The following is a 26,228-nucleotide window of genomic DNA, read 5'->3' as shown; positions in this document are numbered from 1 at the left end:
TGCGGGCGGCGGCTGCTAGTCTCCCTCCAGATGGAGGGAACGAATGGGACCGCTCAAGGGCCTGCGCATCCTGGAATTCGCCGGTATCGGGCCTGGCCCGTTCTGCGGCATGCTGCTGGCCGATCTCGGCGCCGAGGTGGTGCGCATCGACCGGGCCGAGGGACCGCCCGGCGCGCGGGAGGATTTCACCGGTCGTGGCCGCCGCTCCATCGCCCTCGACCTCAAGTCCCCGGCGGCGATCGAGGCCGCGCTGCGGCTGGTCGAGGGCGCCGATGCGCTGATCGAGGGTTTCCGCCCCGGGGTGATGGAACGGCTCGGCCTTGGGCCCGAGCTTTGCCTCGGGCGCAACCCGCGGCTCGTCTACGGCCGCATGACCGGCTGGGGGCAGGATGGACCGCTGGCGCAGTCCGCCGGGCACGACATGAACTACATCGCGCTGACCGGCGCGCTCTGGGCGATCGGCCGGCCGGATGAGCGGCCGGTGCCGCCGCTCAACTTGGTCGGCGATTACGGCGGCGGCGGCATGCTGCTGGCGGTCGGCCTGCTGGCAGCGCTGCTGAGCGCGAAATCCACCGGCCGCGGCCAGGTGGTGGATGCCGCCATGGTGGACGGCGCGGCGCTGCTGATGGCGCCGATCTATGCCATGAAGGCACGCGGCCGCTGGCGCAACGAGCGCGGCGTCAACATGCTGGACGGCGCGGCGCCCTGGTATGACACCTATGCCTGCGCCGATGGCCGCTGGCTCTCGGTCGGGCCGATCGAGCCGCAATTCTTCGCCCTGCTCTGCGAAAAGCTCGGTCTGGACGCGCGGGATTTCCCCGACCGCATGACTCCGGCCGCCTGGCCCGGGCTGAAGGCGAAGCTCGCCGGCATCTTCCTGACCCGGACGCGGGACGACTGGGCGGCGCTGTTCGCCGGCACCGATGCCTGCGTCGCGCCGGTGCTGGACATGGAGGAGGCGCCGGCGCATCCGCACAACGCGGCGCGCGGCACCTTCGCGGTGCGGGACGGCGTGGTGCAGCCCAGCCCGGCGCCGCGCTTCAGCGCAACGCCCGCCGGGATCGGCGGCCCGCCGCCGCTGCGCGGCGAGCACACCGAGGCGGTGCTGCGCGACGCCGGCTTCTCGGCCGCCGAGATCGACACGCTGCGCGCCGCCGGCGCGATCTGACGCATCGCAGGGAGAGACGCCATGGACACGATTCCCGCTTCGGGCAGCGCCCGCCTGACCGGCCCGCGCACCGTCTACAACACTGACCACGAGATGTTCCGCGACCAAGTGCGCCGCTTCTTCGAGAAGAACGTGGTGCCCCACCACCGCCAGTGGGAACGCGACGGCATCGTCTCGCGCGAGGTGTGGCGGCAGGCGGGCGAGGCCGGCATCCTCTGCCCGATGCTGTCCGAGGAATACGGTGGCGCCGGCGCCGATTTCGGCTACAGCGCCATCGTCATCGAGGAGATCGCCCGGACCAATTGCACTGGCCCCGGCTTCCCGCTGCATTCCGACATCGTCGTCCCCTATATCGAGGATCTGGCGACGCCGGAGCGCAAGCGCGAATGGCTGCCGAAGATGGCCTCCGGCGAGATCATCGGCGCCATCGCCATGACCGAGCCGGGCATGGGCAGCGACCTCAAGGCCATGCGCACCACGGCGAAGCGCGACGGCGACCACTATGTCATCAACGGCTCCAAGACCTTCATCAGCAACGGCCAGTTGGCCGACCTCGTCATCCTCTGCGCGAAGACCGATCCGGCGGCGGGGCGGAAGGGCATCTCCCTCATTTGCGTCCCCGCCGGCACGCCGGGCTTCACCAAGGGGCGGAACCTGGAAAAGATCGGGCTGCATGCACAGGACACCTCGGAGCTGTTCTTCGAGGATGTGCGGGTACCGGTCGAGAACCTGCTCGGCGAGGAGAACAAGGGCTTCTCCTACCTCATCCGCAACCTGCCCCAGGAACGCCTGGTGATTGCCGTGCGTGCGGCGATGGGGATGGAGGTGATGCTGCAGAAGACCGTGGACTACGTGAAGGAGCGCCAGGCCTTCGGCCAGCCGGTCATCGACTTCCAGCACAACCGCTTCAAGCTGGCCGATGCCAAGGCGCAGGCGGCGATGTACCGGGTCTTCGCCGACCATTGCCTGGCGCTGCACCTGCGGGGCGAGCTGACGGTGGAGCTTGCCGCCACCGCCAAGCTGCTCGGCGCCGAGATGCAGAACAAGCTGTTCGACGATTTCCTGCAGCTGCACGGCGGCTACGGCTACATGGCGGAGTACGAGATCGGCCGCGCCTGGGCCGATGCCCGCGTCGGCCGCATCTACGGCGGCAGCAGCGAGGTGATGCGCGAGATCATCGGCCGGACGCTTTGACGAAGACGCCGCGAATGATCGCCTCCCGCCGCGCCCTGCTGGGCGCGGCAGCCGCAGTCGTGGCCCCGACCGTCCTGCGTGCCCAGCCTCGCTTCCCTGACCGGCCCATCACCGTGCTGGTCCCCTTCCCGCCCGGTGGCGCCACCGACGTGCAGATGCGTGGCCTGGCGGAAGCGGCAACCCGCGCCTTCGGCCAGACCGTGCTGACCGAGAACCGCCCCGGCGCCGGCAGCACGCTGGGCGCGGCGGCGGTGGCGCGGGCCAAGCCGGACGGCTATCTCGTCTCGCAGATGACCCTGCCGGCGCTGCGGCTGCCCTTCATGCAGAAGATGGCCTACGATCCGCGGCGCGACTTCACGCCGGTGCTGCACCTGACCGGCTACACCTTCGGTGTGCTGGTCCGCGCCGACAGCCCCTGGAAGACCTGGCCGGAACTGGTGGCGGATGCCCGCGCGCGGCCGAACAGCCATCGCTGGGGCAATACCGGCGCCAACGGCACGCCGCATCTGACCATGATCGACCTGGCCGAGCGGGAGAAGCTCGAGGTCGAGCACATCCCCTTCCGCGGCGAATCGGAAGGCACCACCGCCCTGCTCGGCGGCCATATCGAGGTGCAGGCGGCCGGCACCGGCAGCGCGCCGCTCGTCGCCGACGGCAAGCTCCGCTACCTGAATGTCTGGACCCGCGACCGCGTGGCGCGCTTCCCCGAGGTGCCGACGCTGCTGGAGCTCGGCTACAAGGACATGGTCGTCACCTCGCCCTACGGCCTGGTGGCGCCGGCCGGGCTCGACCCGGCGATCCTCGCCGTGCTGCACGAAGGCTTCCGCCGCGCGCTGCACGACCCCGCGCATCTCGCGGTGCTGGCGCGGTTGGACCAGCCGGTCGAATACCTGGACAGCGCCGACTATGCCCGCAGCATGGCCGCGACGATCGACCTCGAGGAAAAGCGCGTCGAACGGCTCGGGCTGCGCAGCGGGTAAGCGGCAGCGGCATCCTGTGCGCCGCGCCACAGCCACCGGCCGCGGCGCGGCGCATATCGCCTGCAGGCAATCCGCCATGCAGGAGAACGACAATGGTCCCGGCCTTCAAGCGGCGACGGCACCAATGGGAAGACGCTGCCGCCGTCGTGCTGGTCATCGGCTATATCGGCGGCTTCCTGGCCGCGATGGAATTCGCCCTCGCCCGGCTGGTCTTCCTCAGCAGCTTCTGAGCCGGGCGGGCCATCGGTAGGCAGGCCACGTGAGCCACGGTTTCAGATGATCCAGCCGCGGACGATCATGTCCCCGCCGGCAGGTAGCGCTCCTTCAGGATCCGCCGCAGCAGCTTGCCGGCCTCGCTCCGCGGCAATTCCTCGGCCACCTCCCAGCTGCGCGGCCGCTTCATCCCGGCGAGGCGGTCGCGGCACCAGCCGTCCAGCGCGGCGGCCTCCAGCGCCTTGCCGTGACGCGGCACCACCACGGCATGCACCTGCTCCCCCATCTCCGGATGCGGGACGCCGACCACCGCAACCTCCGCCACATCCGGGTGCTGCGCCAGCACCGCCTCGATCTCCGCCGGATAGAGGTTCACCCCGCCCGACAGGATCAGGTCGGCCCGGCGGTCGGACAGGAACAGGAAGCCGTCCTCGTCCAGCCAGCCCAGGTCGCCCAGCGTCGCCCGGCCGCGCGCGTCGTAGCAGGCGGCCGTCTTCTCCGCCGCGTTGTGGTAGGCGAAGCGCGGCGCGCCGCTGAAGCGGATGGTACCGGTCTCGCCCGGAGGCAGATCGGCGCCGTCCTCGCCGGTGATGTGCACCGCCACGCCGTTCACCGGCCGGCCGACGCTGCCCGGCTTGCGCAGCCAGTCCTGCGGCGAGATCACCGTGGTCCCGATCCCCTCCGACCCGGCATAGTATTCCCAGAGGATCGGCCCCCACCAATCGAGGATCGCCCGCTTCACCGCCTGCGGGCAGGGCGCCGCCGCATGGATGGCGGTGCGGTGGGAGGAGAGGTCATGCGCCCGCCGTACGTCCTCGGGCAGCGCCAGCACGCGCACGAACATGGTCGGCACCCATTGGCTGTGGGTGATGCGGAAGCGCTCGATCGCCGCCAGGCACTGGGCCGGATCGAATTTCTTCAGCACCACCACGGTGCCGCCCTCGGTCAGCGTGCGATAGACATAGCGGTTGGGCGCGGCGTGGTAGAGCGGCGCGGGGCAGAGATAGACCGTGTCCTCGCCGAAGCCGTAGAACGACTTCCACGTCATGTCCCATTCCGGCGCGTCGCGGTCGGCATGGGGGATCAGCGGCCGGCGGATGCCCTTCGGCAGGCCCGTGGTGCCGGAGGAATAGAGGAATTCGCGGCCCATCGGCCGCTCCGGCAGCGGCGCCGCCGGGTCCTGCGCGGCAACGCCGTCCTCGTAGCTGGCATAGCCGGGGATGCCTTCGGCCAGCGCGTAGCGCGGCCGGTCGCCGACCGCGCCCTCCGCCACCAGGTCCTGCGCCAGTGCCGCCAGGGCCGGGCTGGCGATCAGCAGCGTCGCGCCGCTGTCCTGCAGCACATAGGCGACCTCGTGCGGCCGCAGGTGGATCGACAGCGGCGTGTAGTAGAGGCCGGCGAGCCGGGTCGCCTCGGCGATCTCCAGGAACTCCGGCCGGTTCTCCAGCAGCAGCGCGATGCCGTCGCCGGGTCGCAGGCCGAGGCCGATCAGCCAATGCGCCACCTGCCGCGCCCGCGCATGCAGCTGCGCATAGGTGATGGCCTGCCCGGACTCGGGGAAGTGCGCGGCGATCTTTTCCGGTTGGCGATCCGCCCAGTAGGCCAATTGCGGCATGCGCGTCCTCCTCTTGCCGGCAGGGTGGCGGCAGCCAACCCCGGACGTCAATGCGGCCATGCGGGCCGGAAATTGCACGGGACACCCGCGGCGGCTGTGGCATGCTGCGCTTCCGCGCCACGCCGCGGAGTCCCATTGGGGGAGGAGAAATTCCATGTCCACCATCAGCCGCCGCGGCCTGCTCGGCGCGGCTGCCGCAACCGCGGCCGCATCCCTGCTGCCGGGCCTGCCTGCCATGGCCGCCGCACCCTTCCGCAACGTGCTGCCGCCCGCCTGGCAGCGGTTCAGGATCGGTGAGTTCGAGGCGACCGTCGTGTCCGACGGATTGTTGCCGATCGGCAAGCCGGAGCCGGCCTTCCCGTCGGCCCCGGTCGCCGAACTGCGCAGCCTCCTGACCAGCAATTTCCTGCCGCTCGACGATACGCCGCTCGAACAGAACATCCTCATCCTCAACACCGGCCGGCAACTCATCCTCTTCGATACCGGCATGGGCGAGAGCATGGGGCCCGCGAGCAAGATGTTCGGCCCCACTGCGGGACGCATGCTGCAAAACATGCGCGCGGCCGGCATCGAGCCGGAGCAGATCGACCTCGTCGTGCTGACCCACGCGCATTGCGACCATTGCTGGGGGCTGGTGGATGCCAGCGGCAACCGCGTCTTCCCGAACGCGCAGGTCGCCATCAGCGAGACCGACCTGAAGTTCTGGACCGACGACGCCAACAAGAAGGGACCGGAATTCATGGTCACCTTCATCGACGGCGCCAAGAAGAACCTCCTGGCCTATCGTGACCGCATGGTCATGGTGAAGGACGGGCAACCGGTCGCGCCCGGCGTCGTCGCCATCGCGACGCCCGGCCATACGATGGGGCATCATTGCTACGCCGTCACCTCGGGCAACACGACCGTCGTGAATACCGGCGACCTGGCGCATCATCCGGTCCTGCTGCTGCGCCGGCCGATGTGGGAATTCGCCTATGACAGCGACCCCAAGCTGTCGGCGCAGACCCGCACCCGCATGCTCGACCGGCTGGCGACCGACAAGCACCAGATCCTGTCCTACCACTTCCCCTGGCCCGGCCTCGGGCGGGTGGTGAAGGAAGGCGAGGGGTTCGGCTGGTACGCGACGCCGATGAACGTCTCCGTGCTCTGATGGCCGCGGCGGCGCTTCCCGAACTGCGCGAGGCGGAGGCGCCGCCCGAAATCGCCGCGATCTATGCGGCCTTGCGGGCGGCCAGCGGCGTGCCGCTGGTCAACCTGATCCACCGGCACCTCGCCACCCTGCCCGGCGTGCTGCCCTGGGTCTGGCAGGCGATCCGCCCGCCGCTGGAGGATGGGCGCCTCGCCGGCGCGCGGGACAGGCTGGCGGCGGCGCTGCCGCTGCCGGCCACCACGCCGCTGCCGGACGGCGCGCTGGACGCGGCGGAGCGCCGGGATGTCGCCGCGCTGGTCGAGACCTACAACCGCGGCAACCTGACCAACCTGATCCTGCTGACCGCGCTGCGCCGCGCGCTGGAAGGCGCGCCCACCGAACCCGGCCCGCCGCCGCCGGCGATCGCCGCCTTGCCCATGCTGCCGCCGCCGCCACCGCTGCCGAAGCTGGCCGAGTTGCCGCCGCCATTGGCCGCGGCGGTGCTCGGCCTGGCGGCGCGGCATGGTGCGGGCGGCGTGGTACCCAGCCTCTATCTTCATCTCGCCCACTGGCCGGCCATCCCGCCGGCGCTGCCCGGCTGGCTCGGCGCCGCGCTCGACCCCGCGGCGATCGCGGCCGGGCGGGATGCCGCGGTGCGGCTGGCGGAACGCGAGGGCGATGCGCTGCGGCCCGCCCTGGCGCTGCAGGGCGAGGTGCCGGACGGCCGGCATGCGGCAGTGCTGACCGTGGTCGGCCACTTCACCCGCCAGGTCATTCCGGCAATGGTGCCGATTGGCCTCGCGCTGCGCCGGGTCCTCGCCCAGGGTTGAAGAGGGCGCACGCAGCGGCCTGCACGGCAGCATTGTATACTGACGGTCCGCCTAATGGGAGGAGGCCACCGCCCTGCCCAACTTTGCCGTGTCGCAGGACGCCACCGGCACAGCACCCCTCCTCGCGGACTTCGAACGCGGCTGGGTTGTGCTGCCGCGGGTCGTGATCGGCGGCAGCGCCGCGTCCCCCATCATCATCGATGTCGTGCTGCTGCATCCCGCGCGGGGCGTGGCGCTGCTGGAAGCGTCGCCGCGCTGGACACCGGATGCGCCGGCGCGGCTGCGGCAGCGGCTGGCGCAGGGGCATTTCGCGGCGATCTTCGCCGGTTACTTACCGGTGGTGCATGCGCCCCTGCCGCGCGACGCACTGGACGCGCTGCCGCAATTCCTGGCCGCGGCCTTCGCGGCGCAGCCACCGCTCGAACTGGCCGGCGGCGATGGCTGGATGCCGGCGGTGCGACGCGCGCTGCAGGCGGGGGCACCCGATCCGGCGCCCAGGTCCATGCTTCGTGGCCGGGTCGCCGGGCTTGCCGGACTTGCCCTGGCCGGGGTGCTGGGGGCGGTCTTCCTGATGCAGCGGCAGGCCTCGGTGCCTCCGGGCGATCTCGCCGGCGTGCCGGCAAGCCTGGCGACCGGGGCGGAGGTCCCGATCGAGGCCGCGGCCAGCAACGCCCCGCGGAGTGCCGAGCGGAGGCAGGCAGAGATCCTGCACACCGTGCTGAACCTGCCTGACCCCACCCAGATCGCCGCGCCATCGGCCGAGGACGCCAGGGCCGTCGACAGTGCCGAGGCATTGCCGCCCGCCGTGCCACCGCCGCCCGCCGTGCCTGCCACCCCGTCAGACCCGCCGGCGATCGCCGCGTTGCCGGGGCCGCCCCTCGCCGATCGGCCGGCCCCGGACCGTGAGGCGGCCGCCGCGTTGTTCCAGCCGGTGGCTGAGCCGGCGAATCCGACCGCGGCAACCTCGCCGCCGGGAGCCCCGGAACCGGCAGGGGCAACCCTGCCACCCGCGCCCCCCGAACCTTCTCTCGTGCAGGAGCCGACGGTGGCCGCGTCTCCGACCTCGGAGCCGGTGCCGGCAGCTTCGTCGCCCGTGGCCCCCGAGCCCTCCCCGGCGCAGGAGCCGACGGTGGCGACCTCGCCGCCCGCGGCCGAGGACCCGTCTCCGACCACGGGACCGGTGGTCGCAAACCCGCCGTCCCCGGCTCCCACGCCCTCTCCGGCGCAGGAACCGACGATGGCGACCTCGCCGCCGGCGGCCGAGGATTCGTCTCCGACCCCGGGACCGGCGGTCGCAACCTCGCCGCCACCGCCTCCCGCGCCCTCTCTGGCGCAGGAACCGACGCTGGCGACCTCGCCGCCTGCGGCCGAGGACCCGTCTCCGACCCTGGGGCCGGCAGTCGCAAACCCGTCGCCCCCGCCTCCCATGCCCTCTCCGGCGCAGGAGCCGACGGTGGCGACCTCGCCGCCTACGGCCCGGGACCGATCCCCGGCGCCGGATGCGGCGGTGGTGACCGCGCCGACGGCGCCCCCCGAGCCTGCCGCCATGCCGGAACCAGCGGTAGCAGCCTCACCGCCTGCGGGCCCGGACCCAGCCCCGGCAGCAGCAGCCGCAACCCCACCACCCGTGCCCCCGTCCCCGGCGCAGGCGGGCGCGGCCTCGCCGCCGGCGAACCCGGTTCCATCCCCCGCGCCGGAGCCGGCCCTGGCGACAGCGCCGCCGCGCCGGCCGCCGGCCGATCCGGCGCTGCTCGCCGGCCTGCTGCGGCGCGGCGATGCGCTGCTGGCACTCGGCGATGTCTCCGGCGCCCGCCGCTTCTACGAACGTGCGGCGGAGGCCGGCAGCGCCGCCGCGGCGCGGGCTGCCGGACGGACGCACGACCCGGCGGTGCTCGCCGGCCTCGGCGCACGCGGCATCCGTCCCGATCCGGCGGCCGCGGCCGAATGGTACCGCCGCGCCGACACCCTCGCTGCCCAGGAGCGCCCATGACCCTGCCCCGCCGCAGCCTGCTGATGGGCGCCGCCGCTGCCGGCCTCGCCGGCCCCGCCCTCGCCCAAGGCATCACGCCGACGCTGAACGCGCTCGCCCTCCGGGCCAATGCCGGTACGGTCGGCATCATCTCCGGCGGACCGGACGGCACCTATGTGCGCATCGCCGCCGACCTGGCCGCGGTGCTCGACGACGGCGACGCGCTGCGGGTGCTGCCGATCATCGGCAAGGGCTCGCTGCAGAACATCGCCGATATCCTGGTGCTGCGCGGCGTCGACATCGGCATCGTCCAGTCCGACGTGCTGGCCTTCGCCCGGCGGGAGAGGCTGCTGCCGGGCGTCGACAGCCTGATCCAGTACATCGCCAAGCTCTACGACGAGGAGGTGCATGTCCTGGCCCGGCAGGACGTCGCGCGGATCGAGGACCTGGCCGGCAAGCCGGTCAATGTCGACGTCCGCGGCAGCGGCACGGCGATGACCGCCTCGCTGCTGTTCGATGCGCTCGGCATCCCGGTAGCCGCCACGCACGAGCCGCAGGACACCGCGCTGGAACGGCTGCGGCGCGGCGAGATCGCCGCGCTGGTCTATGTCGCCGGCAAGCCGGCCCGGCTGTTCGGCGGCATCCCGGCCGAGAGCGGGCTGCGGCTGCTGCCGGTGCCGGCGACGCCGGCGCTGCTGGAGACCTACCTGCCCGCGGAATTCCGCTCCGCCGACTACCCGGCCCTGGTGCCGGAGGGCGGCACGGTCGAGACCATCGCGGTCGGTGCCGTCATGGCGGTCTATGCCTGGCCGGCCTCGACCGAACGGCACCGCAAGGTCGCCCGCTTCGTCGAGGCCTTCACCGCCAAATTTCCCACCTTCCTGCAGCCGCCTCGGCATCCGAAATGGCGCGAGGTGAACCTGGCCGCCCAGGTGCCGGGCTGGACCCGCTTCACGCCGGCCGCTCCCACCCGGCCGCGCCCCTTCGCGGAACGCTGACGCCGGACGGAACGTACACCCGACCGGGTGACCGATGGAGAGAGCACGCGCATGCCCAGCATCACCGCCAAGGACGGCACGGAGATCTTCTACAAGGACTGGGGCAGCGGCCCGGCGGTGGTCTTCTCGCATGGCTGGCCGCTCAACGCCGATGCCTGGGACGAGCAGCTGGTCGCCATCGCCTCGGCCGGCTTCCGCGCCATCGCGCATGACCGCCGCGGTCATGGCCGGTCCGGCCAGACCTGGGACGGCCACCACATGGACGAATATGCCGACGACCTGGCCTCGCTGATCGAGACGCTGGCGCTGCAGGACGTCAGCCTGGTCGGGCATTCGACCGGCGGCGGCGAAATCACCCGCTATGCCGGCCGGCACGGCACCGGGCGGATCGGCCGGATGGTGCTGCTGGGCGCGGTGCCGCCGCAGATGGTCAAGTCCGCGACCAATCCGGAAGGCCTGCCGATGGAGGTCTTCGACGCCATCCGCGCCGGCGTCGCCGGCGACCGCTCGCAATTCTACCAGGACCTCAGCGGGCCCTTCTACGGTGCCAACCGGCCGGGGACGAAGGTCTCCCAGGGGCTGCGCGACGCCTTCTGGCTGATGAGCATGCAATGCGGCCTCAAACCCGCGCTCGACTGCATCAAGGCCTTCTCCGAGACCGACTTCACCGAGGACCTGAAGCGGATCGACCGGCCGGTGCTGGTGGTCCATGGCGACGACGACCAGATCGTGCCGATCGACCGCGCCGGGCGGGCTTCGGCGAAGCTGCTCAGGCATGCGGAGCTGAAGGTCTACGAGGGCGCGCCGCACGGCATCGCCAGCACCCACCGGGACCGCTTCAACGCCGACCTGCTGGCCTTCCTGAAGGCGTAGCGTCGGCGATCCGCCCTACCCCATATCCTCCAGCCCCAGCGCCCGGATGCGCCCGCGCTCCTCGTCCCAGCCGGGCCGGTCCTTGACGTTGAGGAAGAGGTGCACGCGGCGCTCCAGCAGCGCCTCCAGCTCCCGCCGTGCCGACTGGCCGATCGCCTTCACCTTGGCGCCGCCATCGCCGATCAGGATCGCCTTCTGGGTGGCGCGGCCGACATAGATGGTGCAGTCGACGCGGACGCTGCCGTCCTTGCGCTCCTGCCAGTTCTCGGTCTCGACCGTCGCATGGTGCGGCACCTCCTCATGCGTCTGGCGCAGGATCTGCTCGCGCACGATCTCCGCCACCAGCATGCGGTTGGGCAGGTCGGAGAGCTCGTCCTCGGGGAAGAGATAGGGGCCGGGGGGCATGTCGGCCGCCATACGCTCCAGCAGCCGGTCGAGCCCACGCGATTTCTCGGCGGAGATCATGAAGGTCTCCTCGATGGTCAGCATGGCGTTCAGCTCGGCGGCCAGCGGCAGCAGCCGCGGCGGTTCGACCAGGTCCACCTTGTTCAGTGCCAGCCAGATCGGCTTCGGCGACTTCGCCAGGCGTTCGACGATGGCGCGCACCGCATCGGTCAGCCCGGCCCGGGCGTCGACGATCAGCAAGGTACGGTCGGCATCCTGCGCCCCGCCCCAGGCGGCGGCGACCATCGCGCGGTCCAGCCGGCGGCGCGGCTGGAAGATGCCGGGGGTGTCCACCAGGATGATCTGGGCGCCGGCATGCATCACCACGGCGCGGATGCGGAATCGCGTGGTCTGCGGCTTGGGCGAGACGATCGTCACCTTGCTGCCGGCCAGCGCATTCACCAGCGTCGACTTGCCGGCATTCGGCGCGCCGACCACGGCGACCAAGCCGCAGCGCGTCGGTCCCGGTGCGGGGCGGCTGTCCTCGGGGGGGTGGGGCAGGTCCTGGTCCTCGTTCATGTCCGTGTCAGCCCCAAGAGCCAGGCCTCCGCCGCCGCCTGCTCGGCGGCCCGCTTGGTCGCACCCGCCCCCTCCGCCGCGCGGCCCGCCGCGGCGACGACCACCTTGAAGACCGGGCTGTGCGGCGGCCCCTCGGTGGAGGTGAGGGTATAGACCGGCAAGCCGAGTCCCCGCCCCAGGGTCCATTCCTGCAGCCGGCTTTTCGCCGGCAGGGGCGGCTTGTGGTGGCCTTCCAGCAGGTCGTGCCACTCGCGGCGGACCAGCCCGCGCGCCGCATCCAGCCCGGCATCGAGGTAGAGCGCGCCGAGCACCGCCTCCAGCGCATCCGACAGGATGTTCACCCAGGTGCGGAAGCCCTGCTGCCGGTAGCTCTCCGGCATCTTCAGGGCGGCGGCGATCTCCAGCCGCTCGGCGATGCCGGCCAGGGTCTCGGCCGAGATCAGGAAGGACAGCCGCTTGCCGAGGTCGCCCTCACGCTCGCTCGGGAATCGCTCGATCAGCCATTCCGCCATGAGCAGGCCGAGCACCCGGTCGCCGATGAATTCCAGGCGCTCGTTCGAGGAAAGCCGTGCCCCTTGCGTGGAAGAGGAATGGGTCAGCGCCTGCCGCAGCAGCTCCGGCCGCGCGAAGTCGTGCCCGAGCTTGGCGGCGAGGGCGGCGTGGGCGGCCTCCTCGCTCATGCAGGCTGGCTCATCGAACGCCGGAGAAGAGCCGGTTCCAGCGGATCGCCATCGGCCAAGTCCATGGCTTGAACAGGCTGGCCTGCAAGCCGTCGATCGAGAAGAAGATGAATTCCGCCCGGCCGACCAGGTTGTCCACCGGAATGAAGCCGACGGCGTCGAGGTAACGGCTGTCCTGGCTGTTGTCGCGGTTGTCGCCCATGCCGAAGACATGGTTGGCCGGGATGCGGAATTCGATGGTGTTGTCGGCGCTGCCCTGGTCGGTGCATTCGAGGATACCGTGCACCCGGCCCTCGGGCAGGGTCTCCCGGTAGTACTTGGCCGGCTCGCGGTAGCAGCGGTCGAGCTCGGAATCCCCCACCAGCTCGCGCTTCACCGGCTGGCCGTTGACATGCAGGATGCCGCCCTTGACCTGGATGCGGTCGCCCGGCAGGCCGACGATGCGCTTGATGTAGTCCTGGCTGGGGTCGCGCGGCAGCTTGAAGACGGCGACATCGCCGCGCTTCGGCACGGACCCGAAGATGCGGCCGGAGAACAGGTTCGGCCCGAACGGCATCGAGTAGCGGGAATAGCCGTAAGAGTACTTGGAGACGAAGAGATAGTCGCCGACCAGCAAGGTCGGGATCATCGAGCCCGAGGGAATGTTGAAGGGCTCGAAGGCGATGGTCCGGATACCGATGGCGATCAGGCCGGCATAGAGCATCGTCTTGACGCTCTCCAGCCAGCCGCCGGACTTCTTCTTCGCCATGGATGTGCTCAAGGAAAACCACCGCAGGGTTGGGCGCCCGCGGAGCGGCCCCCAAGCAGGGTCGGCGCGTCAGGCGCCGGGATGAAGCCTGCCGGGGGGTGGGGTGTCAAGGAATGGACCGTGGCGGTCCATTTGCCGCCGGCTAGGGCATGAAACTGCCGCCGCCGACATCGATGGTGGCGCCGGTCAGGTAGCCGGCGGCGTCCGAGGCGAGGAAGGCGGCGACCTCGGCCACGTCGGCCGGCGTGCCGACCCGGCCCATCGGCACCTGCGCCAGGAAGGCGGCATTGGCCGCATCGGTGGTGCCGCGGGCCATCGGCGTGTCGATCCGGCCGGGGGCGATCGAGTTCACCGTGATCCCGTCCGGGCCGCACTCCACGGCCAAGCTGCGGGCGAAGCCCATCAGCCCGGTCTTGGCGGCGGCGTAATGGGCGCCGGCGATCTGGCTTTTCGCCCGCGCGGCCTGGCTGGTCAGCATGATGATCCGCCCCCAGCGCCGCACCCGCAGCGGCGGCAGGCAGGCCTGCGAGACCAGGAAGGCGCCGGTCAGGTTGACCGCCAGCACCCGGCGCCATTCCTCGGCCGGCATGTCGCGGATCTTCCGCGCCCGGCCATCCGCCGCCTTGGGCGAGATGCCGGCATTGTTCACGACGATGCCCAAGCGCTGCCAATCGGCGCCGAGGGCGATCGGCAGGGCGGCCACCGCCTGCTCGTCGGCCACGTCGAGCCGGATGGCGCGGGCCTCATACCCCTGGGCGCGGAGGCCGGCGGCGGTGGCCTCGACCTCGTCGATCACGTCGGCCAGCACCACGGGGTGGCCGTTGGCGGCGAGCTTCGCGGCGATGCCGGCGCCGATGCCGCGGGCGGCACCGGTGATCAGGGCGAGGCGGTGCTGCGGCGCGGTCATGGCGTCAGGATCACCTTGCTGGCGGCGCGCTGGCGGGCGAGCTCGAAGCCCTCGATCCCGCGGTCGAGCGGCAGGCGGTGAGTGATCATCGGGCGGAACGCCTCCGGGTCGCGGGAGAGATGCGCCAGGACGCGGTCCCAGGTGCGGCGCTCGGCGCCGTGCGAGGCGCGGAGTTGGTGGCGCATGCGGACGAAGTCGGTCAGCGGCAAAGTGAGCGGGGCGGCGTGGATGCCGGCGGCGACGATGACGCCGCCCTTCTTCAGCACCGACATGCCCTCGACCAGGGTCTGCGGCACGCCGGTCGCCTCCAGCACCACGTCGACGGCGCGGCCGCCGGTCAGCGCCAGGACCTGGTCCTGCAGCGGGCCGTCGGCGACATCGACCAGCTCGGTGAAGCCCAGCGCCCGCAGCACGTCGAAGCGCGGCGCATCGGCGCGGCCGGCGACGATGACCCGGGCGGCGCCGGCCAGCCTTGCGAACAGGGCGATGGCCTGGCCGATGGTGCCGGGGCCGAGCACGAGGACCGTGTCTCCGAGGCCGACCGCCCCGGTCAGTACCGCCTCGGCGCCGACGCCGAGCGGTTCGGTCAGCGCCGCCACTTCGGCATCCAGCCCTTCCGGCAGGGCGACGCAGCAGCGCGACGGCACCCGGACCTCGGCCTGGAAGCCGCCGTCCCGCGTCAGGCCGATACCCTGGCGGTTCAGGCAGTTGCGGGTGTCGCCGGTCCGGCAGTTGGCGCAGGCGCCGCAGAAGACGAAGGGGATGACGGTGACCCTGTCACCCTCGGCGAAGCCGGAGCCGGTGCCGTTGCGGATGATGGTGCCGGCGAATTCGTGCCCCATGCTGAAGGGCAGGTGCGGGACCATGAACTCGTAGCCCGCCGTCCATTCGTAGGCATGGACGTCGGAGCCGCAGATGCCGACCGCATCGACCCGCAGCACCACCTCTCCCGGGCCGGGCGGCGGCGGGTCGGGGACATCCTGGAATTCGAGGCCGAATTCGGCCCGGGTCTTCCTCAGCGCCAGCATCAGAAGGGCTCCGGATAGTGGCCGGCATAGAAGGAGATCGGCGGCTTGGCGTCCGGGTCGGTCACCATGTCGATCAGCGTCGGGTGGCCGGCGGCCAGGGCGGTCTCCAGCGCGCCGCGGATCTCGCCGCTGTGCTCGAGCCGGACGCCCAGCACGCCGCAGGCCCGGGCGATGGCGGCGTGGTCCACCGCGGTGAAGTTGACCGCCTTGGTGTGCTCGCCGAATTTCACCTCCTCGGCATGCTTCTGGTAGCCGAGGATGCCGTTGTTCAAGACGATGGTGACGATCGGCAGCGCCATGCGCCGCAGGGTCTCCAACTCGGCCCAGGAATGGGCGAAGCCGCCGTCGCCGCAAAGGCAGACCACGCGGGCGCCGCTGCCCGCCTCCTCCGCCGCGATCCGGGCGCCGATCGCCATCGGCAGGCCCCAGCCAAGGCCGGCGAGGCCACGCGGGGTCAGGAAGCGCTGGCCGGGGCGCTTGGCGGTCAGGTAGTTGGCGATCCAGATCGAGGAGTAGGAGGCATCGGCGACGACGATGTCCTCCGGCCGCAGCATGGCATCGAGCTCGGCCATCAGCCGTTCCGGCCGCAGCAGCTTCGCGTCGCGGGTGGTGAGGTCAGCGATGGTGTGGCGCCAGCCGGTGAGGGCGCTGGCGATCTCGGCTTCAAGGCCGGGGCGGGCGGCGACGTGGGTCGAGAGGTCGCGGGCCTTGAGCGCCTCGCCCAGCGCGGCGAGAGTCAGCTTGGCGTCGCCGACCAGGCGCATCGCCTCGTAGTTGCGGCCCACCTCCATCGGATCGGCGTCGAGGTGGATGAAGCGGGTATTCGACGAGAACAGCTTCCAGCTGTCCGTGCCGTTCTGGTTGGTACGGTTGCCGACGAGCAGCACGACATCGGCGCGGTCGACGATCGGCCGCATCTCCCCGGTGCGGGAGCCCTGCCCCATGACATAGCCGATGACGCCGAGGCTGAGCGGATGGGTCTCGTCCACCCCGCCCTTGCCCATGACGGTGGTGCCGACAGGCAGATGCGCCGCTTCCTGCAAGGCAGCGAGTTCCGCCGCGGCGCCCGAGAGGTGGATGCCGCCGCCAGCGACCACCAGCGGGTGCTTCGCCGCGGCCAGCGCATCGGCCGCGGCAGCGATCGCCGCCGGATCGGCCACGGTCCGGTCGAGCGGGATCCGGCCAAGCGACATCGCCCGCGGCCGCAGCAGGGAGGACATCGCCGCCGCGGGGTCGGTCAGCAGGTCGGCCGGCACCAGCAGCACCACCGGGCCCGGACGGCCCGAAGTCGCCGCGGTGAAGGCCATGTCCACATAGTCGTCCAGCCGGTCGGCGCGATCGATCCGCCGTACCCACTTCGCCACCGGGGCGAACATGTTGAGGTGGTCCAACTCCTGGAAGGCATTGCGGTCGGTGGTGTCGCGGCTGACCTCCTGCACCAAGGCGAGCACCGGGATGCTGGCCTTCAGCGCCTCGGCCAGCGGCGGCACGAGCAGGGTGGCGGCCGGGCCGTTCTGCGCGGTGACGACGCCGACCTTGCGGGAGATCCGCGCATAGCCGTCCGCCATGGTCCCGCCGGCATTCTCCTGGCGGTAGACCTTCTGGTCGATGCCGACATGCGGGGCGGCGAGGTGGAAGGCGCTGGGCAGCGACTGGCCGAAGGTCAGGGTCACGCCATGGCGGCGAAAGGCCTCGGCGAGGCGGAGCGCGACGGTGGCGTTGGTGGCGTGTCCGGCATGGTCCGGCATGGCGTTTCCCCTGGGCTTTGGCGGCAGGGTAGCATCGCGGGCGCCAGGGGGAAGCCGGGGCGGGTTTGCCCAGGGTGGCCGGGCACCTATGCTGCCGCATAGCAGGAGCTGAGGGGGCCTGGTGCCGGACAGACAGAAGCGCCGCGGCCCAGACCTGGTCGGGATAATCGGCCTCGCCGTCGTCCTGGCCGTGCTGGTCGGGGCCTATTTCCTGTTCCCCGTGCTGCAGCGGTCGATGAGCTACCAGGACTGCATCGCCTCGGGCCGCATCACCGGTTGCTGAGGCAGCCTCGTCTCATGAGCCAGGCCGCTTGGGCGAGGTGCTGCCTGCCGATGCTGCTGGCTTCGGCGGGCAGATCGCGCCGGTCTCGCCGATCTGCAGATCCGCGCCAGCCCTCTCCGCGCCCGCGGCGGTCATCAGGCACCCGCGTTGCCACACGCCGCGCCGTGCCGGCCCTCGCAGGGAGGCGTACTCGCCCGGGCCATCCGCCAGGCCATCGCGGAACTCGCCATCGAAGCGAGCGCCATCGGCGAACACCAGGACTCCCTGGCCGTGCGGCTTGCCGTCGCGCCACTCACCTTCGTAGCGGCGGGCGCGGACGCGGATGCGCCAGGCTCCCGGCGGGATGCCCGCCACCGCCTCCCGGCCATCGGCATCGGGCGCGAAGACACGAATGCCGAAGCCGTCCGGCCGGCCGGCACGCCAAGTGCCCTCGTGACGGTCGCCGTTCGCCGCAATGGCCTCCCCCGGCCCGTCGAGGCGGCCATTCCCGTAAAGTCCGTGGGCCGAAGCCTTGCGTAGCCGGCTGCCCTCCCGCCAGTGCCATTCGGCACGTCCACGGCCGGTGGCCGGCCCGTCCGGGCAAGCAGCGCTCGCCGAGGTCACGCCGTTCGGTGACACCGCCGTCCAGGTCACCATCTCGTCGAAGCGGGGTGCGGCATTCCAAAGCCAACAGCCGGAAGCACCGTCAACCGTCCAGCCTGGACGGCCGGGGGCAGCGAGATCGGCCGCGTGCGGGGCCGGGCGAGCTGCCGGCGCCGCCGGATGCGGTCCGGAGTCCGGCGTCCCGGCGCAGCCAACCAGAAGCAGCATGACGGGACAAAGCCCGGTGCTCCACCGAATCCCCATGGCGGCGTCTCTCCTCCCGGCCAAGGACAGGCTACAGCGGTCTGCGTTCGAAAATGCACGCCGCATCGGTCTGGCGTGATGCTCTCGGCGTAGGTTCGGGCCTCCTTGCGCTCGCGCCCTTCGCCATCCGGTCTCCGAACCTGCCGGCGGCGGTATCGTCGATCCGTGCGGACCGGCGCGGTCGGGGCACCCGCCTCACGCCGCGTCGTGGAAGATCACGCCGAGGGTGAAGCGCTCCCCCGACCGTATCCGGCTGACGCCGTGCCGCAGGTTCACGCGGTAGACCCCGCGCGTGCCCTGCACCGGGCGGTGGTGGACGGCGAAGACCACCGCCTCCCCCTGGGCCAATGGCACCACCTCGGCGCGGGACTGCATGCGGGGGCGTTGCTCGGTCAGGACGAATTCGCCGCCCGCGAAGTCGCGGCCGGGCTCGGACAGCAGGATGGCGACCTGCAGGGGGAAGACCTGCTCCCCATACAGGTCCTGGTGCAGGCAGTTGTAGTCGCCCGGGCCGTAGCGCAGCAGGAGGGGCGTCGGCCGGGTCTGCCCGGCAGCGTGGCATTGCGCGGTGAAGCCGGCGAGGTCTTCCGGGAAGCGGCGCGGCAGGCCCATCGCCGCATGCCATGCATTGGCGACCGGCGCGAGGCGCGGATAGAGCCCGGCCCGCAGCCCGCCGACCAGAGCGGGCAGCGGGTTGGCGAAATACCGGTACTCGCCGCGGCCGAATCCGTGCCGCGCCATGACCACGCGGCTGCGGAACCCGTCCTCCTCGGCATAGAGCGCGGCAAGCGCCGAGCATTCCGCCGGCGTCAGCAAGGGGCCGGTCGCGGCCGCGCCATGGGTGTCGAGGTCGGTGGCGATGCGCGCCCAGTCGAGCGCGGCGATGCGGTCCAGGATGCTCATGCCGCCGCCATGGCACATCCGCGCACCGGGCGCCTACCGCCGGGTGACTTGGCTCACGCCGATGGCGCCCGCAGCAGCAGCGGCCGGCCGAGCGCCCAGCCCAGCACCACCAGCACCGCCGCCGCCCCGCCATGCCAGACCAGAACCATCAGCATCGCATCCAGGTGATGGAACAGGCTCAGCCCGGCCGAGCACAGCGCCGCCGAGGCAAGCCCGCCCAGCAGCAGCACCGGCAGCGGCCGCACCGGCCCGGCATGCCGCAGCAGCAGGTACAGCGCGACCGTCAGCGGCGTGCCCATCAGCAGGATGAACCGCAGGCAGCCCCAGCTGGTGCCCATGGTCCAGGCCGCGGGGCCCATGCGCCCGAGATCGGCGAAGCACCCCCAGCCCAGGCCGCCCAGCCACAGCACCAACGGCGCCACCGGCAACAGCGCCCAGGCGGCCGGGCGGTCCGGCCGCGCCAGCATCGCCGCGGCCAGCGCCGCCGCCAGGCCGGTGGCGATCGAGGCAAGGAACTGCGCCTGCTCCTGCGGCAGCGCCATGCGCTCCGCCAGATCGTGCCGCAGCCCCTCCGCCGCCGCCGCCAGCCCGATCACCAGCACCGCCAGGGCGCACCACAGCAGCGCCTGCAGGCCGGGCGGCGGCAGGCGGCGGACCGGTTGCAAGCCGGTCGCCAGCCGGTCGATCAGCTGCTCGCTCTCCACTCAGTCCTCCACGCCCAGGCGCCTGCGCAGCGCCTTCACCGCCCGATGCGTCGCCACCTTCAGCGCGCCCACCGACATCCCCGATCGCGCGCTGGCTTCCGCCAAAGGCAGGTCCTCCAGCTTCGCCAGCCCCAGCGCGGTGCGCTGCGCCTGTGGCAATTCGGCGACCGCGGCGCGCAACTCGGCCGCGGCCACCTTCGCCTCCCCCTGGTTCGCCCCGGGGGCGGCCAAGGTTTCGCCGAAATCGTCGATCGGGGTCTCACGGCCCTGGCGGCGGCCGCTGCGGCGCAGCCTGTCGATCGCGCGGCGCTCGCAGATCGCCACCAGCCAGGGCCGGATCGGCCGCGCCGGGTCATAGGCATGGCGCAGCCGGTGGATGGTCAGCAGGGCGTCCTGCACCGCATCCTCGGCCTCCGCCGCATCGCGGATGCGGCGGCGGGCGACGCCGCGCAGCAGCGGCAGCGCGGCACGGAGCAGGGCGTCATAGGCCCTGGCGTCGCCGGCCTGCGCCGCGACCATCCAGGCCTCCCATTCGCCCTCCCCCGCCATGGGTCGTGCTATGCCACCAAGGCAGGCCGCTTCGCCCGCCAGGCATGCGCCGTCTCATAGGCCTGCCCGGCGCGGAAGACGGTCGACTCGGCGAAGGGCTTGCCGACCAGTTGCATCGCCACCGGCAGCCCGCCCTCGCCGAAGCCGGTGCAGAGCGTCAGGGCAGGCCAGCCAGTGACGTTGAAGGGCATGGTGAAGTTTGGCTTCTCCAGGAAGGCCCATTTCGGCACGGCGTCGATCCGCGGCGCCTCGCCCGGCGCGGATGCGGTAAGCAGGATGTCGAGATCGGCGGTCGCCGCCAGCGTCGCGGCGATCAGTTCGCGCCGCTTCTTCTGCGCCGCCAGGTAGTCGCCGGCCGAGAGCAGCCCGCCCGCCACCAGCCGGTCGCGCAGCAGCTCGCCATACAGGGAAGGGTCGCGGCGCATCCATTGCTCGTGCACCGACCAGGCCTCGGCGAGCAGGATCAGCCAGCCGCAGGCGTTGTAGTCGGCCAGGCTCGGCAGGGTGACGTCGCGCACCACGGCGCCTTCGGCCTTGAAGAAGGCCGCCGCCGCCTCGATGCCGGCGAGGGTCGCCGGGCTGACCGGGTTGTCCTGCTCGTGGAAGTGGCGGACCAGGCCGATGCGGAGGCCGCGCACGCCGCGGCCCAGTTCGGCGCGGAAATCGGGCACAGGGCGGTCGGCGGAGGCGGGGTCGGCGGCATCGTGCCCGGCCATGGCCTGCAGTAGGATGGCGCAGTCCTCCACCGTCCAGGCCATCGGCCCGGTATGGTCCAGCGACTGCGCCAGGGGCAGCACCCCGGCGCGCGAGCAGAGCCCGTAGGTCGGCTTGATCCCGGTGATGCCGCAGAGCGCCGCCGGGCCGCGGATCGACCCGCCGGTATCCGACCCCGTGCCGCCGAGGATCATGCCGGTGGCGACCGCAGCACCCGTGCCGGAGGAAGACCCGGCGGGGAAGTGGTCGGGATTCCAGGGGTTGCGCGCCGGCGGCCAGGGCAGGTCGAAGCTGGGGCCGCCGAAGGCGAATTCATGCGTCGACAGCTTGCCGAGCATGACCACCCCGGCCTCGGCCAGCAGGCGGACGGTGGTCGCGTCCTCGGCCGGCACATGGTCCTTCAGCACCTTGGAATGTCCCGTCGTGGGAATCCCCGCGGTGCCGTAGATGTCCTTGTGGGCGAAGGGAATGCCGTCCAGCGGGCTGCGCGGGCCATCCTTCATGATGCGCGCCTCGGCCGACCTGGCCTGGCCGCGGGCGCCGGCGGCATCAAGCCGGATGAAGGCGTGCAGGGTGCCGTCCAGCGCCTCGGTGCGGGCGAGGCAGGCCTCGGTCAGTTCGACCGGCGAGAGGGTCTTCGCGGCGATCGCGGCGGCGGCCTCGGCGATGGTCGGGATCATCGGCCGGGCTCCGTCGAGAAGGTGGTGGCGGGCTCGGCCTCGGCAGCCGGCGCGGGGGAACGCACCAGGCGCTGCATCGCCTCGATCCCGCCCCAGGCAGCATGGATGCCGGCCTTCTGTGCCGGCGTCAGCGTCAGGCCGGCGCGCGCGACCAGCGCGTCGAACTCGGCTTGGGTGGTCTCGGACGGCATCGGCAATCCCCCAGCAGCGGATGATGCGGTGCAGTATGGCGGGATTCGTGGCGCCGGGAAGCCGCCGTTGGCCGGCCGGTTGCGTGCCGTGCGCGACGAAGGCTAGGCTGGACGCGGAAACGGATGCGGACCGGGACACCGGCCGCAGGCGAACGGGCGCGCACAGCCCGACGGGGGAGCAAATCCATGAAGCTGGGCGACGCCATCGCTGAGATCATGAAGCGCGAGGGAATTGAGATCCTCACCGGCTATCCGGTGAACCATCTCATCGAACATGCCGCCGCCGCCAACATCCGCCCGGTGATGGTGCGGCAGGAACGCATCGGGCTGCACATGGCCGATGCGATCTCCCGCGTCACTTCCGGCCGCAAGATCGGCGCCTTCTGCATGCAGCATGGGCCGGGCAGCGAGAATGCCTATGGCGGCGTGGCGCAGGCCTATGGCGAGAGCGTGCCGATCCTGGTGCTGCCGATGGGCTATGCCCGGCGGATCGCGCATATCGACCCGAATTTCAACTCGACCATCGCCATGCGCGGCATCACCAAGAGTGCCGAGCCGATCGTGCTGGCGGCCGAGGTGCCGAACATCTTCCGCCGCGCCTTCACCCGACTGAAGAATGGGCGCGGCGGTCCCGTGCTGGTCGAGATCCCGACCGACATGTGGAACGAGGAGGTGCCGGAGCCGCTTGACTACATCCCCGTCATGGCGACGCGCTACGGCCCAGACCCGGCCGAAGTGAAGCGCGCGGCGGCGCTGCTGGCCGCGGCGAAGCGCCCGGTGATCTATGCCGGCACCGGGGTGCACTGGGCCGAGGCCTGGCCGCAGCTGAAGGCGCTGGCGGAATTGCTGGCGGCACCGGTCACCACCAGCCTCGGCGGCAAGTCCAGCTTCAACGAGGACCATCCGCTGTCGCTCGGCTCGGGCGGCCTGGCGATCCCGCAGCCGGTGCGGCATTTCCTCGACAAGGCCGACCTCATCTTCGGCATCGGGTGTTCCTTCACCGAGACCAATTTCGGCGTGAAGATGCCCAAAGGTCCGAAGATCATCCACGCCACGCTCGACCCGATGCACCTGAACAAGGATGTGCGGGCCGATCTCGGGCTGATCGGCGACGCGGCGCTGACCCTCGACGCGTTGCTGGCCGAACTGGCCAGCCTGGTGCCGGCCCCGCGCGATGCGGCGCCGGTCGCGGCCGAGATCCAGGCGCAGCGGGAGCCCTGGCTGGCGCAGTGGATGCCGAAGCTGGCATCGCAGGACGCGCCGCTGAACCCCTATCGCGTGCTGTGGGACCTGCAGCACACGGTGGACCGCGACAACACCATCATCACCCATGACGCCGGCAGCCCGCGCGACCAGCTTTCGCCCTTCTGGCGCGCGACGACGCCGCTGTCCTACCTCGGCTGGGGCAAGACCACGCAGCTCGGCTACGGGCTCGGCCTCGCCATGGGCGCCAAGCTGGCGGCGCCCGACAAGCTCTGCATCAATGTCTGGGGCGATGCCGCCATCGGCTTCACCGGCATGGACTTCGAGACCTGCGTGCGCGAGCGCATCCCGATCATGTCCATCCTGCTGAACAACTTCTCCATGGCGATCGAGCTGAAGGTGATGCCGGTCTCCACCGAGAAATACCGCAGCACCGACATCTCCGGCGACTATGCCGCCATGGCGCGCGCCTTCGGCGGCTATGGCGAACGCGTCACCGACCCGGCCGAGATCATCCCGGCGATCCGCCGGGGGATCGAGAAGACCCAGGCGGGCATCCCGGTGCTGCTGGAGTTCATCACCTCCAAGGAAACCGCCGTCTCGCGCCTCTGACCGGGCCGGGACAACCAGAGAGACAGGACGGGCGGCCCCGCGGCGCGCCCGATCGGGGGAGGCAGAATGGCGACGGTTGACATCCGGAATGTCCGCAAGTCCTTCGGCAATTTCGAAGTGCTGCATGGGGTGAGCGTCGACATCTCGGACGGCGAGTTCGTGGTGCTGGTGGGGCCTTCGGGCTGCGGCAAGTCCACCCTGCTGCGCATGCTGGCGGGGCTCGAGAACATCAGCGCCGGCGAGATCGCCATCGGCGGAAGGGTGGTGAACCTGGTCCCGCCGAAGGACCGCGACATCGCCATGGTCTTCCAGAACTACGCGCTCTACCCGCACATGACGGTGCGGCAGAACATGGCGTTTTCCATGAAGCTGGCGAAGGCGCCGGCCGCCATCATGGAAGCCGAGGTGCAGCGCGCCGCCGCCATCCTCGGCCTGGGCGAGTTGCTGGACCGCTATCCGCGGCAGCTCTCGGGCGGCCAGCGGCAGCGCGTGGCGATGGGCCGCGCCATCGTCCGCCACCCGCAGGTCTTCCTGTTCGACGAGCCGCTCTCCAACCTCGACGCCAAGCTGCGCGTGCAGATGCGGGCCGAGATCAAGGAGCTGCACCAGCGGCTGAAGGTGACCACGGTCTACGTCACCCACGACCAGATCGAGGCCATGACCATGGCCGACAAGATCGTCGTGATGAACGGCGGCAACGTGGAACAGGCCGGCCCGCCGCTGGAACTATATGACCGCCCGGCCAATCTCTTCGTCGCCGGCTTCATCGGCAGCCCGGCGATGAACCTCATCCGCGGCCGCATCGGCCATGGCGGGTTCGAGGCCGAGGGTGGCGCGCTGCTGCCGCTGCCGCCCGGCGCCGGCGGCAATGCCGGCGTCTACGGCATGCGGCCGGAGCACATCATGCTGACGCCGGATGGCGGGCTGGAGGCGACGGTGACCCTGGTCGAGCCGACCGGGTCGGAGACCCAGGTCATGGCACGGCTGGGCGACACGCCGATCCACTGCACCTTCCGCGAACGCATCACCGCGGGGCCGGGCGACACCATCCGCATCATGCCGGACATGTCGCTGGTCCACCTGTTCGACGGCGGCACCGGCCGCCGCATCAGCCAATAGCAACCACCACCATCCGGGAGACCCAGGAATGACCCTCATCACCCGCCGCAGCGCTCTCCAGCTCGGCGTCGGCGCCGCGGCGCTGTCCGCCGGCGGCGCCTTCGCCCAGACCCGCGTCACCGCCGCCAGCGCCACGCCGCCGAGCCTGCCGATCGAGAAGGGCGCCACGCTGCGCATGCTGCGCCCGGTCCGCTTCGTGCAACCGGACGAGGACATCTTCCGCGCCGGCGCTAGCGCCTTCACCAAGGCGACCGGGGTCGAGGTCCGCGTCGACTTCGTCGGCTGGGAGGACATCACCCAGCAGACCGCCGTCACCGCCAATACCGGCGCCGGCCCCGACATGATCATCGGCTTCGGCGACGCGCCGCACATCTACGCCGACAAGCTGGTCGAGCTCTCCGACGTCGCCGAATACCTCGGCAAGAAGTACGGCGGCTGGATGTTCGTCGGCGAGAAGTACGGCAAGAAGCACGGCACCAACAATTGGATCGGCCTGCCCTTCGGCGGCACCGCCGGCCCGCTGGTCTGGCGCAAGTCGGCGATAGAGGGGATCGGGCTGAAGACCCCGCCCTCCGACCTCCCGGGATTCCTCGATATGTGCAAGAAGCTGAAGGCGGCGGGCAAGCCGGCCGGCTTCGCGCTGGGCAATGCGGTGGGCGACGGCAACGGCACCGCCAACTGGCTGCTCTGGTCACACGGCGCCTCGATCATCGACGAGGAAGGCAAGGTCTCGATCAACAGCCCGCAGACGATTGCGTCGCTGACCTACCTGAAGGAGCTGTATCCCACCTTCGTACCAGGCACGCTGGCCTGGGGCGACATCAGCAACAACCGTGCCTATGCGGCGAACGAGCTGTCGGTCACCTCGAACGGCGTCTCGCTGTATTTCTCGCTGAAGAACGACCCGGCGACCGCGCCGATCGCCGCCGACACCGAGCATTCGCCCATGCCGGCTGGCCAGGCCAGCAGCTGGCCGAGCGCGCCGCTGACGCTCAACGCCATGGTGTTCAAGCACAGCCGCTACCCCAATGCCGCCAAGGCCTTCCTGCAGTTCATGCTGGAGCAGGAGCAGTACGAGCCCTGGCTGAACGCCAATCTCGGCTACTGGGCGCATCCGCTGGCGGCCTACAAGGATGCCGCGGTCTGGACCAGCGATCCGAAGATCGCGATCTTCCGTGACAGCATGAACAACAGGTTCTGGAACGGCTACAAGGGTCCGATCTCGGAAGCCTCCGGCCAAGCCAACGCGGAGTACCTGACGGTGCAGATGTACGCCGCCGTCGCCTCCGGCCAATCGACGCCGCAGGAAGCGGCGCGCGAAGCCGAACGCCGTGCCCGCCGCATCTTCCGCCGCTAGGGCGGCATAGCTAGGGAGGAAGGG

Annotated in this window: 26 protein-coding genes; 13 read left to right on the top strand and 13 right to left on the bottom strand. The window is 71.3% G+C overall.

All coding sequences use genetic code 11. The features are described from left to right. Positions 1–43: 43 nt before the first annotated feature. The 4 genes from ACFQS7_RS04435 to ACFQS7_RS04420 all read left to right on the top strand — a co-directional run bounded on the left by ACFQS7_RS04435 (position 44) and on the right by ACFQS7_RS04420 (position 3,572). Positions 44–1,168, top strand: a complete 1,125-nt coding sequence (locus tag ACFQS7_RS04435; protein ID WP_380065808.1) for a CaiB/BaiF CoA transferase family protein — start codon at positions 44–46, stop codon at positions 1,166–1,168. 21 nt (positions 1,169–1,189) lie between these two features. Further along, positions 1,190–2,362: an acyl-CoA dehydrogenase family protein gene (locus tag ACFQS7_RS04430; RefSeq protein WP_380065807.1), complete on the top strand. Its 1,173-nt coding sequence runs from the start codon at positions 1,190–1,192 to the stop codon at positions 2,360–2,362. A 14-nt stretch (positions 2,363–2,376) separates the two neighbouring features. Continuing rightward, positions 2,377–3,342, top strand: coding sequence for a tripartite tricarboxylate transporter substrate binding protein (locus tag ACFQS7_RS04425; RefSeq protein ID WP_380065806.1), 966 nt, complete (start codon positions 2,377–2,379; stop codon positions 3,340–3,342). Positions 3,343–3,434: 92 nt separating this feature from the next. Further along, positions 3,435–3,572, top strand: coding sequence for a hypothetical protein (locus tag ACFQS7_RS04420; RefSeq protein WP_380065805.1), 138 nt, complete (start codon positions 3,435–3,437; stop codon positions 3,570–3,572). A gap of 65 nt (positions 3,573–3,637) precedes the next feature. On the opposite strand, the gene ACFQS7_RS04415 is transcribed toward ACFQS7_RS04420, so the two are convergent. Next, entirely contained in the window at positions 3,638–5,170 is a 1,533-nt protein-coding gene (locus ACFQS7_RS04415) for an AMP-binding protein (RefSeq protein ID WP_380065804.1), read from the bottom strand. 154 nt (positions 5,171–5,324) lie between these two features. On the opposite strand from ACFQS7_RS04415, the gene ACFQS7_RS04410 reads away from it, so the two are divergent. The 5 genes from ACFQS7_RS04410 to ACFQS7_RS04390 all read left to right on the top strand — a co-directional run bounded on the left by ACFQS7_RS04410 (position 5,325) and on the right by ACFQS7_RS04390 (position 10,969). Further along, a complete protein-coding gene (locus ACFQS7_RS04410; RefSeq protein ID WP_380065803.1) occupies positions 5,325–6,320 on the top strand; it encodes an MBL fold metallo-hydrolase in 996 nt (331 codons plus the stop codon). Further along, positions 6,320–7,129, top strand: coding sequence for a hypothetical protein (locus tag ACFQS7_RS04405; protein WP_380065802.1), 810 nt, complete (start codon positions 6,320–6,322; stop codon positions 7,127–7,129). Before ACFQS7_RS04410 ends, ACFQS7_RS04405 begins: the two co-directional genes overlap by 1 nt. A gap of 88 nt (positions 7,130–7,217) precedes the next feature. Next, positions 7,218–9,119 (top strand): hypothetical protein, encoded by a 1,902-nt coding sequence (locus ACFQS7_RS04400; RefSeq protein ID WP_380065801.1) that lies wholly within the window; start codon positions 7,218–7,220, stop codon positions 9,117–9,119. After that, positions 9,116–10,096: a TAXI family TRAP transporter solute-binding subunit gene (locus ACFQS7_RS04395; protein ID WP_380065800.1), complete on the top strand. Its 981-nt coding sequence runs from the start codon at positions 9,116–9,118 to the stop codon at positions 10,094–10,096. The genes ACFQS7_RS04400 and ACFQS7_RS04395 overlap by 4 nt, the downstream gene beginning before the upstream one ends. 51 nt (positions 10,097–10,147) lie before the next feature. Further along, a complete protein-coding gene (locus ACFQS7_RS04390) occupies positions 10,148–10,969 on the top strand; it encodes an alpha/beta fold hydrolase (RefSeq protein ID WP_380065799.1) in 822 nt (273 codons plus the stop codon). A gap of 15 nt (positions 10,970–10,984) precedes the next feature. On the opposite strand, the gene era is transcribed toward ACFQS7_RS04390, so the two are convergent. The 6 genes from era to ACFQS7_RS04360 form a co-directional block, all read right to left on the bottom strand. Beyond that, positions 10,985–11,932 carry a GTPase Era gene (gene era, locus ACFQS7_RS04385; protein ID WP_380065798.1) on the bottom strand — a complete coding sequence of 316 codons (948 nt, stop codon included), beginning with the start codon at positions 11,930–11,932 and terminating at the stop codon, positions 10,985–10,987. Next, entirely contained in the window at positions 11,929–12,612 is a 684-nt protein-coding gene (rnc, locus tag ACFQS7_RS04380; protein ID WP_380065797.1) for a ribonuclease III, read from the bottom strand. The genes era and rnc overlap by 4 nt, the downstream gene beginning before the upstream one ends. Before the next feature lie 10 nt (positions 12,613–12,622). Beyond that, positions 12,623–13,360, bottom strand: a complete 738-nt coding sequence (lepB, locus tag ACFQS7_RS04375; RefSeq protein WP_380065796.1) for a signal peptidase I — start codon at positions 13,358–13,360, stop codon at positions 12,623–12,625. Positions 13,361–13,502: 142 nt separating this feature from the next. Then, positions 13,503–14,267 (bottom strand): SDR family oxidoreductase, encoded by a 765-nt coding sequence (locus tag ACFQS7_RS04370; protein WP_380065795.1) that lies wholly within the window; start codon positions 14,265–14,267, stop codon positions 13,503–13,505. Then, on the bottom strand, positions 14,264–15,295 hold the full coding sequence (locus ACFQS7_RS04365; protein WP_380065794.1) for a zinc-binding dehydrogenase: 1,032 nt from the start codon (positions 15,293–15,295) through the stop codon (positions 14,264–14,266). The genes ACFQS7_RS04370 and ACFQS7_RS04365 overlap by 4 nt, the downstream gene beginning before the upstream one ends. Continuing rightward, positions 15,295–17,043, bottom strand: coding sequence for an acetolactate synthase catalytic subunit (locus ACFQS7_RS04360; protein WP_380065793.1), 1,749 nt, complete (start codon positions 17,041–17,043; stop codon positions 15,295–15,297). Before ACFQS7_RS04360 ends, ACFQS7_RS04365 begins: the two co-directional genes overlap by 1 nt. A gap of 121 nt (positions 17,044–17,164) precedes the next feature. Between ACFQS7_RS04360 and ACFQS7_RS04355 the strand changes: the two genes are divergently transcribed. Then, a complete protein-coding gene (locus tag ACFQS7_RS04355; RefSeq protein WP_380065792.1) occupies positions 17,165–17,326 on the top strand; it encodes a hypothetical protein in 162 nt (53 codons plus the stop codon). A gap of 12 nt (positions 17,327–17,338) precedes the next feature. Here ACFQS7_RS04355 and ACFQS7_RS04350 read toward each other — a convergent pair whose 3' ends face one another. From ACFQS7_RS04350 to ACFQS7_RS04325, 6 genes are all read right to left on the bottom strand, one after another. After that, complete coding sequence (locus tag ACFQS7_RS04350; RefSeq protein WP_380065791.1) at positions 17,339–18,136, bottom strand: hypothetical protein; 798 nt, start codon at positions 18,134–18,136, stop codon at positions 17,339–17,341. A gap of 231 nt (positions 18,137–18,367) precedes the next feature. After that, positions 18,368–19,075 (bottom strand): 2OG-Fe(II) oxygenase, encoded by a 708-nt coding sequence (locus ACFQS7_RS04345; protein ID WP_380065790.1) that lies wholly within the window; start codon positions 19,073–19,075, stop codon positions 18,368–18,370. Between the two features lie 53 nt (positions 19,076–19,128). Then, on the bottom strand, positions 19,129–19,779 hold the full coding sequence (locus ACFQS7_RS04340; protein ID WP_380065789.1) for an NrsF family protein: 651 nt from the start codon (positions 19,777–19,779) through the stop codon (positions 19,129–19,131). After that, positions 19,780–20,328 carry a sigma-70 family RNA polymerase sigma factor gene (locus ACFQS7_RS04335; RefSeq protein ID WP_380065788.1) on the bottom strand — a complete coding sequence of 183 codons (549 nt, stop codon included), beginning with the start codon at positions 20,326–20,328 and terminating at the stop codon, positions 19,780–19,782. An 8-nt stretch (positions 20,329–20,336) separates the two neighbouring features. After that, a complete protein-coding gene (locus ACFQS7_RS04330; RefSeq protein ID WP_380065787.1) occupies positions 20,337–21,722 on the bottom strand; it encodes an amidase in 1,386 nt (461 codons plus the stop codon). Further along, positions 21,719–21,913: a hypothetical protein gene (locus ACFQS7_RS04325; RefSeq protein WP_380065786.1), complete on the bottom strand. Its 195-nt coding sequence runs from the start codon at positions 21,911–21,913 to the stop codon at positions 21,719–21,721. Before ACFQS7_RS04325 ends, ACFQS7_RS04330 begins: the two co-directional genes overlap by 4 nt. A gap of 186 nt (positions 21,914–22,099) precedes the next feature. On the opposite strand from ACFQS7_RS04325, the gene ACFQS7_RS04320 reads away from it, so the two are divergent. The 3 genes from ACFQS7_RS04320 to ACFQS7_RS04310 all read left to right on the top strand — a co-directional run bounded on the left by ACFQS7_RS04320 (position 22,100) and on the right by ACFQS7_RS04310 (position 26,204). Continuing rightward, entirely contained in the window at positions 22,100–23,728 is a 1,629-nt protein-coding gene (locus tag ACFQS7_RS04320; RefSeq protein ID WP_380065785.1) for a thiamine pyrophosphate-requiring protein, read from the top strand. A 66-nt stretch (positions 23,729–23,794) separates the two neighbouring features. Next, positions 23,795–24,847 (top strand): ABC transporter ATP-binding protein, encoded by a 1,053-nt coding sequence (locus ACFQS7_RS04315; RefSeq protein ID WP_380065784.1) that lies wholly within the window; start codon positions 23,795–23,797, stop codon positions 24,845–24,847. A gap of 28 nt (positions 24,848–24,875) precedes the next feature. Then, positions 24,876–26,204: an ABC transporter substrate-binding protein gene (locus ACFQS7_RS04310; RefSeq protein WP_380065783.1), complete on the top strand. Its 1,329-nt coding sequence runs from the start codon at positions 24,876–24,878 to the stop codon at positions 26,202–26,204. The last annotated feature ends 24 nt before the right edge of the window (positions 26,205–26,228 follow it).

The sequence above is a fragment of the Dankookia sp. GCM10030260 genome (assembly GCF_042666655.1).
Classification (GTDB): domain Bacteria; phylum Pseudomonadota; class Alphaproteobacteria; order Acetobacterales; family Acetobacteraceae; genus Paracraurococcus.
The sequence above is the reverse complement of the archived record's forward strand: the minus strand, read 5'-3'. Positions and strand labels throughout refer to the sequence as shown.